Source organism: Sphingobacterium sp. UBA5639 (assembly GCF_002421245.1).
GTDB lineage: Bacteria > Bacteroidota > Bacteroidia > Sphingobacteriales > Sphingobacteriaceae > Sphingobacterium > Sphingobacterium multivorum.
Genome location: NZ_DIJR01000022.1, coordinates 42210 through 60722 on the forward strand (window position 1 = coordinate 42210; position 18513 = coordinate 60722).

14 protein-coding genes are annotated in these 18513 nt (G+C 39.9%); 4 read left to right on the forward strand and 10 right to left on the reverse strand.

Annotated features, from left to right (window positions below; all coding sequences use genetic code 11):
- Window positions 1–283: 283 nt before the first annotated feature.
- Window positions 284–1537 (forward strand): methionine adenosyltransferase, encoded by a 1254-nt coding sequence (gene metK / locus B4Z90_RS13510; RefSeq protein ID WP_286769239.1) that lies wholly within the window; start codon window positions 284–286, stop codon window positions 1535–1537.
- Between the two features lie 194 nt (window positions 1538–1731).
- Window positions 1732–2136 (forward strand): Dabb family protein, encoded by a 405-nt coding sequence (locus B4Z90_RS13515; RefSeq protein ID WP_286802497.1) that lies wholly within the window; start codon window positions 1732–1734, stop codon window positions 2134–2136.
- On the opposite strand, the gene B4Z90_RS13520 is transcribed toward B4Z90_RS13515, so the two are convergent.
- The 6 genes from B4Z90_RS13520 to B4Z90_RS13545 are packed head-to-tail and all read right to left on the reverse strand — an operon-like array spanning window position 2129 to window position 8365.
- Window positions 2129–3457 (reverse strand): DUF58 domain-containing protein, encoded by a 1329-nt coding sequence (locus tag B4Z90_RS13520; protein ID WP_070560953.1) that lies wholly within the window; start codon window positions 3455–3457, stop codon window positions 2129–2131. The genes B4Z90_RS13515 and B4Z90_RS13520 overlap by 8 nt on opposite strands.
- Window positions 3457–4446 carry an AAA family ATPase gene (locus B4Z90_RS13525; protein WP_286802498.1) on the reverse strand — a complete coding sequence of 330 codons (990 nt, stop codon included), beginning with the start codon at window positions 4444–4446 and terminating at the stop codon, window positions 3457–3459. Before B4Z90_RS13525 ends, B4Z90_RS13520 begins: the two co-directional genes overlap by 1 nt.
- Window positions 4443–5636, reverse strand: coding sequence for a DUF4350 domain-containing protein (locus B4Z90_RS13530; RefSeq protein WP_286802500.1), 1194 nt, complete (start codon window positions 5634–5636; stop codon window positions 4443–4445). Before B4Z90_RS13530 ends, B4Z90_RS13525 begins: the two co-directional genes overlap by 4 nt.
- Window positions 5633–6508 carry a DUF4129 domain-containing protein gene (locus B4Z90_RS13535; protein ID WP_286802502.1) on the reverse strand — a complete coding sequence of 292 codons (876 nt, stop codon included), beginning with the start codon at window positions 6506–6508 and terminating at the stop codon, window positions 5633–5635. Before B4Z90_RS13535 ends, B4Z90_RS13530 begins: the two co-directional genes overlap by 4 nt.
- On the reverse strand, window positions 6501–7412 hold the full coding sequence (locus B4Z90_RS13540; protein WP_070560946.1) for a hypothetical protein: 912 nt from the start codon (window positions 7410–7412) through the stop codon (window positions 6501–6503). Before B4Z90_RS13540 ends, B4Z90_RS13535 begins: the two co-directional genes overlap by 8 nt.
- Entirely contained in the window at window positions 7403–8365 is a 963-nt protein-coding gene (locus tag B4Z90_RS13545; protein WP_286802503.1) for a stage II sporulation protein M, read from the reverse strand. The genes B4Z90_RS13540 and B4Z90_RS13545 overlap by 10 nt, the downstream gene beginning before the upstream one ends.
- A gap of 115 nt (window positions 8366–8480) precedes the next feature.
- Here B4Z90_RS13545 and B4Z90_RS13550 point away from each other — a divergent pair, with 115 nt between their 5' ends.
- Window positions 8481–9212, forward strand: a complete 732-nt coding sequence (locus B4Z90_RS13550; protein ID WP_115046318.1) for an RDD family protein — start codon at window positions 8481–8483, stop codon at window positions 9210–9212.
- A gap of 352 nt (window positions 9213–9564) precedes the next feature.
- On the opposite strand, the gene fabD is transcribed toward B4Z90_RS13550, so the two are convergent.
- From fabD to B4Z90_RS13565, 3 genes are all read right to left on the reverse strand, one after another.
- On the reverse strand, window positions 9565–10455 hold the full coding sequence (fabD, locus tag B4Z90_RS13555) for an ACP S-malonyltransferase (RefSeq protein ID WP_070560944.1): 891 nt from the start codon (window positions 10453–10455) through the stop codon (window positions 9565–9567).
- A 217-nt stretch (window positions 10456–10672) separates the two neighbouring features.
- Window positions 10673–11902, reverse strand: coding sequence for a M16 family metallopeptidase (locus B4Z90_RS13560; protein ID WP_070560942.1), 1230 nt, complete (start codon window positions 11900–11902; stop codon window positions 10673–10675).
- Between the two features lie 230 nt (window positions 11903–12132).
- A complete protein-coding gene (locus B4Z90_RS13565; protein ID WP_286802504.1) occupies window positions 12133–14970 on the reverse strand; it encodes an outer membrane beta-barrel protein in 2838 nt (945 codons plus the stop codon).
- 270 nt (window positions 14971–15240) lie between these two features.
- Between B4Z90_RS13565 and B4Z90_RS13570 the strand changes: the two genes are divergently transcribed.
- The gene (locus B4Z90_RS13570) at window positions 15241–15837 is read left to right on the forward strand and encodes a ribonuclease HII (RefSeq protein ID WP_286802505.1); all 597 of its coding nucleotides are present in this window, start codon (window positions 15241–15243) and stop codon (window positions 15835–15837) included.
- 27 nt (window positions 15838–15864) lie between these two features.
- Here B4Z90_RS13570 and B4Z90_RS13575 read toward each other — a convergent pair whose 3' ends face one another.
- The gene (locus B4Z90_RS13575; RefSeq protein ID WP_286802507.1) at window positions 15865–18345 is read right to left on the reverse strand and encodes a YfhO family protein; all 2481 of its coding nucleotides are present in this window, start codon (window positions 18343–18345) and stop codon (window positions 15865–15867) included.
- Between the last annotated feature and the right edge of the window lie 168 nt (window positions 18346–18513).

Consider the following 18513-nt stretch of genomic DNA (forward strand, 5'->3'; position numbering starts at 1 on the left):
ACCAATTTCTTAAAATAATGTAATCTTTATACGAATTACCGCACTTCCCCATACTTTTAAAAGTTAAAATATAAATTTGATTTTAAATAATCCACAAAGTATCGTAGCTTTGTCGCACAAAAAATAGAATGTGGACTGATTTGCGTGCTGTTGCGTTACAAGCAACGACAAGGAGATTGCAACCACAGTAAAAAAGTGCTAAAAACCCCTCGCTATCACGGCTCTTATCACTTTGCTGTTATTTCATTCTAGCGCAAATCCAATATTAAAAATTACGTAAAGCATGGCTTATTTATTTACGTCAGAATCTGTTTCTGAAGGGCATCCAGACAAAATTGCGGATCAAATTTCAGATGCATTAATAGACAATTTTTTAGCATGGGACGAGGATTCTCGCGTCGCTATTGAAACGCTAGTAACGACTGGGCAAGTAGTTCTTGCCGGCGAGGTTAAATCAAACATATACCTTGATGTCCAAAAAATAGCCCGTTCGGTGATCCAAAAGATTGGCTATACCAAATCTGAGTATATGTTCGAGGCAAACTCTTGTGGCGTCCTTTCGGCTATTCACGAGCAATCTGCTGATATTAACCAGGGGGTAGACCGCAAGACAAGACAAGAACAGGGTGCGGGCGACCAAGGTATCATGTTCGGTTATGCCAACAACGAAACCGAAAATTTTATGCCTTTGGCATTGGACTTATCGCATCGCCTGCTTTATGAATTGGCCGAGCTGCGTCGCGAAAATAACGAAATCAAGTATTTGCGCCCGGACGCAAAATCTCAGGTGACACTTGAGTATAGTGATGATCACAAGCCGAAAAGAATTGAAGCAATCGTAATCTCTACACAACATGACGACTTCGCTACTGAACAAGTCATGTTGGATAAAATTACACACGATATTAAAACGATCTTAATTCCACGTGTTAAAGCGCAATTGAAACCAGAACTTCAGTTGTTATTTAACGATGAAATTAAGTTTCATATCAATCCAACTGGAAAATTTGTTATCGGTGGACCACACGGAGATACAGGGCTTACCGGTCGCAAGATCATTGTCGATACCTACGGTGGCCGCGGTGCACATGGTGGTGGGGCTTTCTCAGGAAAAGATCCATCTAAGGTAGACCGTTCCGCTGCATATGCAACGCGCCATATTGCTAAAAACTTGGTAGCAGCAGGTGTTGCAGATGAAATCCTCGTACAGATTTCTTATGCAATAGGTGTAAAAGATCCGATGGGAATCTATGTAAATACCTATGGAACGAGCAAGGTAAATTTGACAGATGGCCAGATTGCGGAAAAAATCGCACATTTATTTGATATGACGCCATACGGAATTGAAACCCGTTTGGGGCTGAGAAATCCCATTTATTCAGAAACTGCAGCCTATGGACACATGGGAAGAACACCAAGAAAAGTAACCAAGGAGTTCGAAAGCTCAACAGGCGAGAAAAAGCAAGTCGAAGTTGAACTGTTCACTTGGGAAAAACTAGATTATATCGACAAAGTAAAAGAAGCGTTTGGTTTATAAGAGCCAGATGTCCATCAAAATAGAATGGGGCAGTACAAAGTTGGACTGCCCTTTTTTATTCAACTTTATACCCCATCCCTTCACAGCGCCTTCTCAGCATCCTATTCTTAAACAGTTTGAACCTACTTTTATACCCAGGCTATTGGTGAAATCGCGCAGGTTTTGTATCTTAAGCGTTCTAAACCGTTTCAATCATGAAAAGACGCAATTTTCTTCTGGCACCCATGGTGCTCGTAACTGCCCCAACATGGGCAAATAACGTTCAATCGGATGAAGACATCCAACCTACCACCATTGTCCACGTTGTGAATTTTTGGCTAAAAAAAGAGCTCAGTGAAAAAGAAAAAAAGAATTTTGTTGGATTTTTTGAGGAACTGCGCAAGATCGACGTCATCAAAACACTTAATTACGGCGTTCCGGCTCAAACAAACCCGCGACCTGTCGTAGACAACAGCTTCGACTATACCTTGATCGTCACTTTCAAAAACCTTAAAGATATTACCATCTACGAGACACATCCAATCCATTTAAAAGCGATCGAAAAATATCAGCATCTCTGGACAAAAGTAATGGTCAAAGATACCTCCATCATTAAATAAGGCCACGGGCCTTAATTTCCAAATATTTATTGATGGAATTGATGGTCAGGTTTTCGGGCGCTGTATAGATTGTCTGAAAGCCGTTGCGAATCAGTTCTTGTACGATAAGCTGTTTCTCGTAGATAAACTTTTCAGCAATGACCTGATTGTAAATGTCGATTGTCTTTTTAGGCGTACTTTTCGCTAAATCCTCTATTTCTACGTTTTTAAAAACAACAACAACGATAATGTGGCTCCTGTTTAACATAGACAGATAATTTATCTGACGTCTTAAGGAATCTAAGGTCTCAAAATTGGTATAGACAAAAATAAGCGACCGCTTGTTAATATGTGCATTAGCATAACTATATAATCTTCCAAATTCAGACTCCTCAAATTTGGTCGACACCTGGTATAGTGCTTCCGAAATCTTATGCATTTGATTATTCCTCTTCTCTGCAGCTATAAATGCATTGATATCTTTTGAAAAGGTTAATAATCCGGCTCGATCCTGCTTTAAGATGGTCGCATTGGAAAGAACAAGTGCAGCATTAATCGAGTAGTCCAATAAGGTAAGACCGTTGAATGGCATACGCATTGCCCGACCTAAGTCAATAAATGAATAGATCGGCTGAGACTTCTCCTCTTCGTACTGATTGACCATCAGCTTCTTTACTTTTGCAGATGCCTTCCAGTTCATGTGCCTATAATCGTCCCCCTGCACATACTCTCTGACATGGTCAAATTCCATGGCTGAACCAATGCGTCGAATACGCTTTATCCCCAGTTCATTCAATCGGTTACTTGTTGCCAAAAGCTGATATTTTCGTAGTTGAATATAGGATGGATAACAGGGGATTTCCTGTTCTTGATTGGTAACAAACCTTCTTTTGAAAAATCCAAAACGTCTAACCAAAGCCATACAACGACCAAACTGATAAATTCCCCTTTGTGTAGGCCGCAAGGAAAATGAAATTTCAGAGCGTTGAAAAGCGGGTAAACTGGCTGCAAAATCCTTGTCCCGAATTTGGAGCTGCACCGGAAACTCCTCTAAAACATCTACTTTTGTTGCAAATGGATAAAAAGAGCTCACCATAAGCTTCATCGGGTTTTCATCTCCATTGGATAATTTTTCAGGATATATCCTTGTGATCTCAATTCTGCCCTTCCCTGAAAATAAGACAATAAAATCAAAAGCCAAAACAGCCAACCAGATCCAAAAGACAATCCAGGCCACAATCAACAATCCTTTAACGAAAAAAGAAAATGTAAAGAGTGTCGCTACCCCCAATAGGGAGTAGAAGAATTGATTTGTTAGAAAAAGCTGTTTTAGTTTCTTCATTATCTTGGAATTTCTACAGAATTTATGATTTGATCGATGACATAAGCGGTGGTAAATCCTTCCATTTCCCTTTCTGGAGTCAACATGACACGGTGCCCCAGTACGGCAGATGCTACCCTCCGAATATCCTCAGGAGTAACAAAGTCGCGGCCTGTTAACGCAGCTGAAGCCTTTGCTGATTCCAACAAAGCAATAGAAGCCCGCGGTGAGGCACCTAGTGTCAAACTTGGATTAGTTCGTGTTTTTATAATGACTTGAGCAATGTAAGTTAGCAACTCCTCGTGCACAAAAATAGACTTGATCAATTTCTGGAACTCTAAAATTTCTGTGGCCGAAACGACAGCCTGAACCTGATCCTCTTTATTCTGTGCTTTTTGAGCATGATGCTCCTTCAATATTTCCAATTCCTGTTCAAGTTCAGGATAGTTCACATTGATCTTAAACAAGAAACGGTCGAGCTGAGCTTCCGGCAATCGATAAGTACCTTCGTGTTCGATGGGATTTTGCGTCGCAAAAACAACAAACGGCCCTGGCAATTGATAGGTTGTTCCATCTACCGACACCTGTTGCTCCGCCATGCTTTCAAAAAGTGCTGCCTGGGTCTTTGCGGGAGCACGATTGATTTCATCGATTAAAACAATATTTGCAAAAATGGGGCCCCTACGAAATTCAAACTCATTACTTTTCAAATCGAGTATCGACGAACCGGTTACATCCGACGGCATTAAATCCGGTGTAAATTGAATCCGCTTAAATTCACTGTGAATCGTTTTGGCAATCAATTTTGCGGATAATGTTTTCCCCACCCCGGGTAAGCCCTCGATCAAAGAATGCCCTGAGGCCAAGATCGAGATTAAGAGCATGTCAATCAATTGATCCTGCCCAACGATGACTTTTTTCACCTCCGACTTTACCTGCGCCATTTTATCGAATAAAACCGAGACATCTATTCGGTTTTCAAAAGATATATATTTATCGAAGTCACTCATATCATTTTTGCTTTATGTTTAAACTCTTCTATTGTATCATTAATCATCTTAAGATCAGCCACATCATGTTGTTTAGCATCTTGCATATGAACAATCAGCCTCATTAAAGACTGCGTCTCTAGGAGCGGAACTCCAGTCCGCTCAGCCAGCTCCTCACTGAACTCCTCTTCCCGCAACATCAGCGTGTCCAAATGAAACCGCATCCGAAGATCGTGCAGGAAGTAATCTATTTTTTTTGCGACCATATTACCTGGTGCGCCATTTTCATAATATAAAGTAGCAATGGTTCCACAAAAGTCCTTCGAGAGATTCGGTTCTGGGCTCACGACCGCCACGGCTCGCTGCTCTCGTCTACTTCGAAATACAAGCAAAAGAACTAGCCCCGCCAACAAAACATACCAAGCTTGCCTAAGACCATCATTCATAAGCAATACACGCAAAGGTGTCCGATATTGCTCCAGATTCGCTTTAAAATCATACCAAGCGATCGGCTTATCATTTAGATAAGATAACGACTTAGCAACATAGGCATATTGCGAAGCGGAATTCAGCAAGTAATAGTTTCCAAATAAATCAGGGGTCAGGTGCAGATAGAATGTCCCTTTACCAAATTGAACGGCTATGAAGTTCGGTAACATAAATTCCTTATAGGTAATCGCGCCCAAAATGGTCGCATGTTTAGGAAGTTTTTTGAATACTTCGCCAAGATCTGATTTACTATAATGAATTTTATTGTTATCGTTCATCAAGCGCACACGCAGCTGGCTTTTTATATTCACACCTTTTTTAAAACCATAGAAGTTATCTGTTTTCAACCCGAGGGAATCCAACAGGTAAGGATCAATATCCTCGGCTACAATCATTGCTTTCCCACCCCGGTTTACATAATCCAGTAATTTATCTTCCGCTGCTTCACCCATCGAAAAATAGGAGGTATAAAAAAATAAGTTAGCGTCGGTTTTCTTTGTACTGTCCAAATATTCATACAATGGTCGCTCAATCGTTGTGTTCTTTTGATCAGTGATATGCTTTAGTTCTTGACGTAGCACATAAGCGCCAAAAGGATTTTTATCTTTTGCATCAAAAGTCCGATCCCAGATAATAGGTTTCTTACTTGTTGCATCGATAAGGGCTATTAACACTAACACAACAGTCAATAATATCAATCCAAATTTTACCGATCCCTTCATTTAATTTGTTTTTGATACTGGTGAAACAATTGCTGATATTGATTAAAATTGTCCTCTGTTAATTCAAATTGACCAAACCAGACATAATCAAATATTCTTGTACATTCCGCAAATCCACGACGGAGCTCCTCGTTTTGAATCTCTTGTGTAAATTCAGCGTTCGTTTTGCTCAGCTTCCATTTGATATGATCGGATTGCGCTAGTTTCTGAATATTCAATAGCTGTAAGTACCGGATACCCAATGCATAATTCCTTTGGGCGATAGCCTCCTGAATATAAGGCTCCAGGTTGCTATTCATCAGGTTTCGCTCCACATACGCTAAAACGTCCAGTTCACTCTCCTCTTCACTATGCTTAATAAAATATTGTTTTCTGTTGTAGAGCACTTTATAAAGAATAAACGCTAATGCGATGACAGCTAAGAAGGCAAATACATAGCCAAACTCTTCTCGAAATTTATAAGGATTATCCGGCATGATACTCCCGATCCAATCGGCGAGCCGGGCAAGGATGCGTTGCAATACGCCCACCCGATCTTTAATATTTTCAGAATAAACAAAATCGTCTGTCTCGTAACGTTTGATGATATCCTGATAAGGATCCATTTTAAACGAACGTTCTTCGGTATATTTTGGAATCGAATCAAATAATGTTGGATCCCACAGGTCAATTTCGTCTTTTCCCTGTTGGCCATTAGGAGCCTTTACTGCAGAATCAATGCGGACAGAATCTGCTCTCACCAAGGTTGAATCTATTTGCACATTAAGTGAATCAATCCTATCGCTGTTGGAGTCCGTGTCCCTTGGCTTGGGATCACAGGCGTACATAATCGACAAACAGGCAATGCAGAAAAAAGACAAGAGTTTATTCATCTTTTCCTCCTATCTTTTCGATCATGCCATAAATACGTTCTCCAAATTTGAGATCCTTGGCTGTTTCATAAATAATACCATTGGCCAAAACGCCGGACATATAAAGAAAGAGCGTAAATAGTGTGATAAATAAGCCCCCAAATGTCATCAGGAGTTTTCCCCAGGATGAGTCAAAGAAAGCGGCATCTATTCCAAGGAAGTTAAATGACAAAAGCCCCATGATAATCAATGGTACAATAGAAATCATCATGACAGCCATTTGAAAAATAAAGTTCACAATGTAGGTTGCGATACCGTATTGAATCAATTTTTTGCTCAGCATGACATAGGCATCTGTAAAACAGCTTCCCAGATCCGAATAACCTTCCCGATAAAATAGAAAAGAGCAAAACAACCATATCCCAACCATCGAGCCCAATATACCAATGGCAAAACTTCCAATAAAAGGGATAAATGCACAAATCACAGCTACGATTGCCAGTGGGATAAAGACAACGATTAAAGCCAATATCATGGCAATCAAAAACATAAAGTATTTACCGAGGTTAGATCTGAAATTGCTGAATACTTCCGATCCTGAAAATCCTGTGCTTTTACGTTCTTTGAGTAGCATAAAATACTCAATGGAAATACCATAAACGTACAATCCCAAAGCGATCAATGCCAAAATGAGTAATCCAGCCCAAGTAAAAGCATCGATATCCTCAAAAGAATCGCTGTTGGCCGAAAAAGTGATTTTTGTAGAAAGAAAATAGTAAACTAAAGCAATCGCTGCTAGGGGAACCGCAGATAAACCAAAAATAGTAGAAACAAAGTGCTTATAGATCAATTTAAAAAGATCTATGAAACTTTGGATAAAGTCCCCCACCTTCCGTTCTTTTTGAAACTCAAAATCTATTTCCATTGAAATCGTTTTGCTAGTCGATAAGGATTAATAACATAAAAATAAAGGATAGCCAGTACGGATAAAACGATAATTATTAAACATAACCAAATTGACATATTATAATACCGTGTTACAAAACCTTCCAATGTTCCGGCTATAATAAAAAAAGGAATCGTGCTGACGAGAACTTTCATTGCAATCTTTGCTGTACGGACAAACGATGTCAAACGTGTAAACGATTTGGGAAATAGAATGCTATTACCGATGGCCAATCCGCATCCTCCTGCCACAATAATTACCGAAATCTCAATAGTGCCATGAATCCAAATCGCCGACATGGCTTTCCCCATAACGCCATACTGGAAAAACATATGGTGAAATGCACCAAGCATAATACCATTGCTAAACAGCACATAACCTGTCCCTACACTGAAAAATAGTCCGGCAGCAAAGGCCATAAAAGCAACCCGCACATTATTAATCGTAATCCAAATCGCTGATCCAAAGTTGCTCCCCTTCCCATATACTGCAGCAGGATCTCCTGCTTTTATACTTTCTATCGTCGAATCGACATAGTAGTCACCTAAAATAAGCCGAATAAAATCCATATCGTATACAGACGATACAAAACCAATGACTGAAGCCAAAACAAAAATTAAGAAGGAGTACAACAAAGGTCTACGGATTGACCAGATCGCCTGCGGTATCTCTTCATTGATAAAAGATTTAAACTTATCATTGGAAGCTTTCTGATCTTTATAGATTTTCTGATGCACGGTCACTGCCAGTTCATTCAGGTAAGCCTTTACCTTACTTTCAGGATAAAAAGTTTGTGCATAAGCCAGATCATTAGTGAGCTCAATGTAATTTGAGGCCAGTTCATCTGGATCAACCTGCATATTAATTGATAAATTATTTTCAATTAACGTCCATTTTTCTTTATTTCGTTCTACAAAGGATGCTTCTCTCATTAATTTTTTTAACTGGCTGAACCAAATATAGGAAATATCCATGATTGAAAAGCACAAATTGGAGCTAAAATGACCTAGAAATTCTATATTGCTATTAAACTCAAATAATTTACATATGAATAAGCTTGAGATAAATACAGCACAAAATGTAAAAATCGAATATAATCTTGCCAGTCTTGGTTCAAGAATGATCGCTTTTGCAATAGATTATTTTATTATAGTCTGTTATTATTTTTTTTGCTTCTTTCTCTTGGACAGCATAAACATGAACGCAGGAGATCCCTATCTTTTTTATGGCGTTATGATGGCATTGACTCTACCCGCGTTTTTTTACACATTGATTACCGAAACCGCCTTTGGTGGTCAGACAGTAGGTAAGAAAATCATGAAAATAAAGGTCGTTAAACTTGACGGTTCGCGAGCCAACTTTTATCAATACTTGTCCAGATGGAGTCTATCTATTGTAGATATTTGGATGACGATGGGTGGTGTCGCCATTACCTCGATCGTTTTATCCAAAAATGGGCAACGCATTGGAGATATTGCCGCAGAAACTTCCGTTATCAGCCTCAAACCTACATTAAAATTGAGCGACACAATTTACGAAGAGACTTTCGACAATCATCCAATTCTATTTCCACAGGTTATCAAATTGAGCGACAAGGATGCTAATTCGGTCAAAGAGATCTACCAAACAGCTTTTGATAGAAGAGATGTGGGCATTTTAACAGCTTTGGTCCAGCGTCTTGAGGCGGTTATGGAAGTCAAACATCCTGAAAAAATGACTCCCAACGACTTCGTGCTGCAGGTCATGAAAGATCATTACAGCATGTTTAAGGATAAATAGTTTTTACGCTCATAGTTGATTCTGCATTCTCTCGGTTAAAAAACGGATATCGATCGGAGCTCGTTCGGTGTTTCTTCGCTTGCAACCGAAGAAGTACCGAACGAGCTCCGAACAAGTACCGAATAAGCACCGAGTAATCTCCGAAACTGATCGCTATGTCTTATCCATTTTTACAGGTTAATTCTTGAGGTAAAGTAAGAACCGTATTAGACCTTTTGTAAACATTTTTCAGGGATGGACAGGTAATTCTTGATGTGATTCCGATTTTTCGTTCATAAAAAATGCCCTCAAAAAGTTGGACACTTTTTGAGGGCACAGCAAAATAATTCCTTTTTTTATACTGAATATTTTGTTACGCGGTCACTGAAGCCGCAGAAGTCTGCACCTGACGGTCAACCTTCTTGACCAATCCCTGCAATACATTTCCTGGACCGACTTCTACAAAAGCTGTTGCACCATCGGCCAACATATTTTGTACTGTCTGCGTCCACCGTACAGCGCCAGTTAATTGCGCAATAAGATTTTCCTTGATAACCGCTGGATCTGTCTGTGGTTTGGCATCTATATTTTGATAAATCGGACAGCTAGGCGACAAAATGTCTACAGCTTCGATAGCCGCCTGCAATTCGACTTTGGCAGATTCCATCAATGGTGAGTGAAATGCTCCACCAACATTTAGCTTTAATGCGCGCTTAGCACCGGCCTCGGTCAGCAAAGCACAAGCTTTATCCACACCTTCAATAGATCCCGAAATCACCAATTGTCCGGGACAGTTATAATTCGCTGCCACCACAACGTCATCAACTTTAGCACAGATCTCTTCCACTATAGCATCTTCCAGACCTAATATCGCAGCCATCGTTGAAGGCTGAAGCTCACATGCTTTTTGCATCGCGTTGGCGCGTTGTGCAACCAATTTCAAGCCATCTTCAAAGCTCAGTGCGCCCGCTGCTACCAAAGCCGAAAACTCACCCAATGAGTGACCTGCAACCATGTCCGGTTGAAAAGACTCTCCCAATGCTTTTGCCAAAATGACCGAATGCAAGAAAATAGCCGGCTGGGTTACGTTGGTTTGTTTCAACTCCTCGTCTGTACCGGAAAACATGACATCCGTGATGCGAAATCCTAAAATATCGTTAGCCTGTTCGAACAAAGCTTTCGTTTCATCATTTAAATTATACAGGTCTTGCCCCATTCCAACAAATTGGGCCCCTTGACCAGGAAATACATATGCTGTTTTCATCCCTTATATTTTTTATTCGTTTATTTGTCTGCTACAATAGGTATTGAATCTGCTTTCTGCAGTCAATGGTTGATGAGAACGAATTCCCGTAAGCGCAAACTTAGATAAATTGCTTTTTATATGCAATATAAATTCATTTCAGCCAGCTATATTCCCATCTTCGGCCGTTCGATCTCATATTGTTCATTTCCTCAGAAGGATCTATCGATCCTTAAATTCAGTCTTCGGGAACAAAACTTAGCGACAACATCTTCTTCGGGTCAAATACATCTTGCGCTATTTCCAGCAGCCCTGTATTAGTCAAGTCCTGAATTTTTTCAATTACTTCGTCCAATAAGATGACACGATCATAGTCCATCACGTTTTTCGCGGCAGAGATAATCATACTCATACGGTTCTCTTCGGTCAAAGCAATCTGACCAATAAATTTCTGCTTCGCCTTTTTTACTGCAGTTTCGGATAGCGGTTGCTCGGTTAGCTTCGCTAGTTCTTTAAAGACGAGTTTTTTAGCTTTTTCAACTTTTTCTTCATCGGTACCGAGGTAAATACTAAATAACCCTGTATCCGAAAAAATAGTATAATTAGATTCAATGGTATAGGCTATTCCATATTTCTCCCGAATAGAAAGATTCAGAATAGAACCCATTCCCATGCCGCCAAGCATATTGTTCAAAAGCAACAGCCCTGTCTTACGCTCATCACGATAACCGTAAGCCAAAGATCCAAGCATGTAATGAACCTGATTAATTGGTTTTGCAACTGCAAGATGCTGTTCAATAATTGGATTGACATCGTTTCTCATCCGCATAATTGTATTTGCTGGAACACCACCAAAGATCTTGTGCAACAATCGCTCAACTTCTTTTAGCGTATAATTACCTGTGATACCAATAACCATTTCATTTGTATCATAGTTTGCCTGCATAAAGTCTACGATATCGCCCTTTTGTAGTGCGAGAAGCTGATCTTCCAGTCCCAAAATATTGTGTCCTAAACCCGACCCCTGAAAAACCAGATCCTCAAAATCGTCTACAATAGACTCTTCTGGGCTATCCAGGTAAGACGCCATTTCATCTACAATGACAGATTTTTCTTTATCCAATTCTATATCGGGAAAAGTGGAATGAAAAAAGATATCTTCAAAAAGATCTAAGGCACGACTTAAATAAGGCTGAAGAATAGAGGCATGTACACAGGTATATTCCTTCGTTGTATAAGCATTCAAATCTCCGCCAACGGATTCCAAATGATTTATAATCTGTTGTGTAGAGCGTCTTTCTGTTCGTTTGAATAAAAGATGCTCAATAAAATGGGCTACACCATATTTTCCAGCAGACTCATCCCGAGACCCCGCATTGATGACCATGCAGACATGTGTAACCGGTAAATTCTGATATTGAAATACTACGCGTATTCCGTTTGAAAGTCTAATAATTTCGTATTCCATGCAGTATAAACTTGCTGTAACTTCTTTAGTCTATCTATTTTGTGTGCCCGTTAGCCTTGACTATCTCCTCCAAAAAAATATACAATCGTACATTCTTTCGCCACTTTGCTCAATCTTCAAATCATAGGGCACATGAAGTGATCACAAAACTAGGCATTTTTAAACGCAAAACGGTCATAGCGAAATCACTATGACCGTTTTTATATCCTATAGCAATAAGATTATTCAAATTACATACGCGGTGGTCTCATTCCGCCTGGGAATCTGTTCTCGCCTTCAGGGTTCCCCATAGCGAATTTTTGGAACTTGTAGGTAAACAAAATCATAAAATATCGTCCCAAACGGTTGGTACGGCTATCTGTAATCATAGATTCGCTCACTGTCCGGGAAACATTCGTTTGCTGATTCAATAAGTCAAATGCTTGTAAACGTACTGTACCACGTTGTTGACTCAAGAACTTCTGCTCAAGGTACGTATTGATGACAAACGGGTTTGCATTGATACCGGCTCCATAACCACTATTGAATTGCTTCGATAGATCCGCTCCGAAAATTGTAGTTTTTGTGATGTTAACAGAGCCAATCAATGTGGGTGTCCAAGAAGAAACATTCGTCGTACGATTTGTCAATGAATTCTCCGTATGATTAAATTGGTAGCGTACTCCCGGATTGATTTCCAAATTCTCCGAAGGGTTGTATCTAAACATCAAACCTTGATTTAATACAATATTCCGGGCAACGTTCTTTTGACCGATGTTATCATCTTTCTCCGTGGAAACATATCCAATATTTTTGTTGTAGGACACCCCGCCCATTAACATAATATTATATGTTTTTTCTTTCAATGACTTTCCGTAATGATAAAAAGAACTCACATTAAATGGTTTATCGCTTGTTTCATTCAAGTAGCGAGTTTCGGATACTAACGTAGAATTTGTTTGTCCAGTTTGATAGTCCATTAAATCATCAAAATAGCTTTTGCTCAAGCTCACAATCTTGTTGTTAGTCAAACCGGCATTAACGAACGCAAAGAAGTTATTTCCTTTTTGAAAATCATTTTTACGGAACCGTACATTCAATTGATGGCTAAATTCCGGATTCAGATTGGCGTTACCGATTACGATACTGGTCCGATTTGTACTCATATCAAAGGGCAAGATCTGCGTTACTGAAGGCTCATTCGGTGTTCCCGAATAATTGACAGAGATATTGGACTGTCTCGAAAATTTATACTCAAAACGTGCAATAGGCATCCAGTTCATATTGTTGCGATGAATTGGAACGACTAAGCCTGAACTGATCGCATCTCCTCTTAATTGGGAAGGTTGAGCTGCTGCTCCAATGGAATAGGTTATTTTATCGCCACTATACAAATAGTTTGCCCCTATTTTATGTGTTGTGAAGGAATAATCGTAATTATAATCAAAATTCAACTTCGGGTCTTCTGCTATAAGGTTTCCATCGCGGTCAAATCCTTGCTGTTTGTTCGAATTATCATACTTATTTTTGTTGAAATCATAGGTAAACTCTACTTTTCCTTTCTTGGAAACAGGTTCAGTATAATTCACCGAGGCTCCTCCATTCCAACTTTTATTATTAGCTTCCAGAATCGTCTTCTCATAGATCGAATCTAAGGGAGCATTTGCATTGTTGGGATCGGCCAACAACCTATCCAGAATGGCATTCTGATCTTTCGTTGTTTTTGCATTATTGAAGTTCATGTTTACAAAAACATTCCTTCCTTTATCATTAAATTTATGATTGTATAAACCGCTAATCCCAAATCTCGGTGCAGTGGAATTGGCAACAATATCTTGCGCCTGAGAATTATTAAATACACTACTACGATACGTGAGCGAATTCGTAACTGTCGTTGCATCGCTCTTGTCGTAGCCAAACTGAGGCGATATTTTGATATAATCTTTCGTTGTAGGCTTCCATTCGACATTTGCTTCGAAACGATGGCTATCACCAACCGTGTTCGAATTGGATGTCACACTGTCCGTCTGCATTATATTAGGCAGTGTATTTTCCTGAAAACGTTGGGATAGTGTTGTATTGTTGCTATGGCTAAAACTATAGCTACCGTAAACAGTCAGTTTATCATTAAAGTCTTTGCGGTAATTCAGTCCTATGGAACCAATTTTTGTCAAACCGTCCGAGCCACCAAACATACCACCACCTCGGCGGCCGCCACCACCCTGGCCACGGCGGGCGCCACCACCTACAGTACTAAAATCGAATAAGGGGGCATTGGTATTGTTCAAATTCCCCAGCACCGAAATTTGTTCACCTTCACGCATCCCCATCCACATACCGGTAGCCTGATAGCGATCTTCTGTTCCCACGCCAGCCCGTAGGGTAGTCATATGCCCAGTATTGTATTTGGGATCTATCTGAATATTCAACACCTTTTCCGAATCACCGTTTTTATTGCCAGTGACATTGGCCATATCACCATAATCATCGATGACCTGCATCTTTTGGATAATATTTGCAGGTAAATTTTGGGTAGCTGTCTTTACATCTCCACCGAAAAAGTCCTTACCATTAATACGAACCCGCTTTACGGATTCACCTTGTGCTGTAACGTTACCATCTTTATCCACTTCGACTCCCTGTAACTTTTTCAACGCGTCTTCCGCAACGGCGCCATCGCGGAGCTTTAGATCTTTCATGGTATATTCCAGGGTATCACTTTTAACAACGACAGTAGGGACTCCATCAACCACAACTTCCTGCAGCATCTGTGAATTCTGTTGTAAAGTTAAACTTGGAATTATATATTTTGACTCGCCTTTAGGAATACTAAATTCCTTTTCAAAGCGCTCGAAGCCTAAGTTTGAAACGGTAATTTTAAAGGTATCGGATTTGATCTTATCAAAGATAAAAATCCCCGCCATATTGGATCCTGTAGTCATAGAATCCAACTTTGACGTCAGCTTAACCGTCGCCCCGGCAACAATTCGATTCTTGTCATCTTTCAAGATTCCCTGTACGCTATTCGTCTGGCCATAAACAGTCCATCCCATCAGCATACTAAACAACAAAAGCATAAAGCCTCTCATAATATGTATTTTTATATTTCTATAATTGTTAAATCTTTGACACCGAAACTATTGCCCAAGTTTAATATTGAAACAATATGGCCCAGACCGGAACAACTTCTTATTTTGCTAATGAAAATTATTCCATCATATTAAATAGTCTAGTGCTCTAAATCTTTACAAAAGAAGACATTATTAGTGTTAATTAATGTAAATGGCCAATATTCACACAGAAGTTACAATAAATAACTCCAAATTTATTTGTAATTTCGGCTATTTTAAGAATCGCATATGCTATTATCATATTATCAGGAACAGTGGATTGAAGCCGGTTGTGACGAAGCTGGAAGGGGCTGTCTGGCAGGGCCCGTTTTCGCTGCAGCAGTGATTTTCCCAACAGACTATTACCACGATCTCCTTAACGACTCCAAACAACTTAGTGAGAAAAAAAGGATGATGTTGCGGCCAATTATCGAAAGCGAAGCTCTCGCATTTGCAGTTGCCAGTGTTTCAGCCGAAGAAATAGATCGCATAAACATCCATAATGCAAGCTACTTAGCCATGCACAAGGCGCTTGATCTCTTAAAGACCAAAGCGGAGTATATCATCGTTGACGGAAATAAGTTTATTCCCTATCAACAAATTCCGCATACATGTATCGTCAAGGGGGATGGCAAGTATCTGTCGATCGCAGCTGCTTCAATTCTGGCCAAAACTTATCGGGATGAATATATGGACAACATTGCTGTGGATTATCCCCACTACGACTGGCTCAACAACAAAGGGTACCCAACAGTTAAACACAGAACAGCTGTATTGGCGCATGGGTCTACGCCACATCATAGAAAAAGCTTTAGAATAACTGATCCACAACTCAAATTATTCTAAAGCTCACACAATAAAAAGAAACAGCAGCTAAGCCACTGTTTCTTTTTTATTCCCTTTAAAGGAGAAATATATCGCCGCCCCTATTCCCAATACTAGAACAATAGACGAGATTAAAGTCAATACATTACCCAATTTGTGCGACTCTGGATCAAAAACAAATTCTACCTTATGCGTTCCCGCAGGTAACTGCAGTGCTCTTAAGATATAATCCGCACGAATAATAGGCGTTTCCTTTCCATCCACATAAGCTTTCCACCCTTTATCGTAAAATACTTCAGAAAATACCGCAAAGGCATCATTGGCAGATGTATATTCATATTGCATTTTATCGGGATGGTAGGAGGTCAACTTAATCTCTCCTGTCGTTGAAGCATTCGAAGTTTTAGCCTTAATCTCATTTTGATATTGTTGATTCACAAAGGCCTCCTTATGTGGGTCAAACGAACTGATTGCCTGCATTTCTTCGGCATTTCCTTTTACAAAACTTACCCGATCTACAAACCAAGCATTTCCTGCAGCTGTACTTCTTCTTACAATACGTTGTGACTGATTCTGAGGATCTGTCGTAATCAAATAACGTACGTTGAACATATCTAATACATCTTCGTTCAGGGCGCCATTAAATTGATTTTCCAAAATTTCCTGGAAACGCATTAATTTTGCTGCATGGTATCCGCCTAAGGATTTATGGAAGTAGGACGGACGGGCATCCGAAAACGGATCTGAAGTCAAGTCAAGTACGCGGTAGCTTGGATCTTTATCCATTAAGATCAATTGATCCACTTCACGTTGTTGGAATACTTGCTGTGCTGTAGCACCCTTCTCCATAAAAGATTTGTCATTCAAGAAGCGCTTATCTACACTCCATAAATCAAACAAGAATAAGACGAGCAAAGCCCCTAATAATACACCCTCGCTCAGTTTTTTCTTTAAAAAGACCCAAACAAATCCAGAGGTCAGCAGAACAATGAAAAAGGAACGGTAGGCATCTTTACTCGCGATATCTTTGCGATCCAGAACCAACTGGTTTGCCAACTCTGTCGCAAAGGCCTTATCTCCGATCTGATGCTCTAACATTTCTACCAAATTGCTATGCCCCGCATTTCCAAAATTCAAAAAGAGATCCGGCGTTACGGCAATCAACAGACAGACTCCACCGACACCAATAAAGGTATACAAGATTTTTTTATCTAAGTTTGGTATCTCCTTAGCACGTGTTAACAGTTCGTTTACTGCCATAATCGCCATCATTGGCACGGTAATGGAAACCACAACAAGAATAGATTCAACAGCCCTAAACTTATTGTACATAGGGAAATAGTCAAAGAACAGATCCGATACAAGAGTAAAGTTTTTTCCGAATGACAAAAGCAACGCTAAAATGGTTGTTGCCAAAATCCACCACTTGAAGCGATCCTTGACAATAACAAGCCCCAACACAAATAGGAAGAAAACTCCTGCCCCAAAATACCATGGCCCCGAAGTAAAACGTTTGTCGCCCCAATAGGTTGGCATGCCTTGCGCCATCTGGCCAGCTTGAATCTCCGACGCCCCTCCTCGTTCCATTAGGAACTTAGCGACATGTGATTTCTCGTCCAATTGTCCTCCAGTTGAACCACCATAGGCATTCGGAATTAAAAAGGTTATGGTCTCACCAATCCCTTGGCTCCACTCATAGGCATATTCTTTATCAAGCCCTTTCTCTTTAGCATTGTTGTTATCAACCTTCGTGATATTGGCATGTCCACGCGTGCTTAATTTACTATATTCCCAAGTCGGCAATAAAATAGATGCATTTACCATCAAAGCGATGACCACTGCGACAATCTGCCTTCCTGAAGCGATAAAAAAACCTTTTAATTGCTTTTGTTTAAGCGCATCGATGAACGTGAAAATCACGTATACCATGAGGACTATTAACAGATAATAGGTTGTCTGTAAGTGATTGACGCGAATTTCCAGCGAAAGGAACAACGCCAATAATACAGGCCCCCACAATTTACTTCCCCGATAACACATAATAACCGCAGCAATAACAGGCGGAATAAATGCGATTGCATTGGCCCTTGTTATATGCCCAGCTTCAATATAAATAAAATTATAGGATGTAAATGCAATGGCTATTGCGCCGACTGCGGCAAGCCAGGGTTTGATCCGTAAGACACTAAAAAGGAAATAAGCCCCCAACAAATAAAATAGCACCGTATCCATTGGGCTCGGAAAGGCGAACTTAACCGCTTTTAAGAAATAGGTACCAATGTTATTCTCATTTTCTTGCCAAATTTGATAAGTCGGCATTCCGCCAAACATCGAGTTAGTCCATAAGGGCGCTTTACCATCCTTTGCCTTAAAATCAAATAATTCCTTCTGCGCCGCCTGCGCCTGTACCACATCCGACTGCGCCAGTGTTTTTCCTTGCCAAACAGGGGTAAAATAAAAAAATACGAGCGCAATAAATATCGCAATAACGATCAAATGTGCTGAATTCGCCTTAAACCAATTTTTCATCCGTATAAATTTGTCATTTTAAGGTGATGAATATATCTAATTTATTCAACTTACCAAATAATCGTTCATTCATAACTTGCTTTTCGTTGTATCTATGAACACATTATTCGCGGTTTGATAAATCTCGATGATTTCATTTACCTTCTTAGGTTGTTTAAAAGTCTTAAA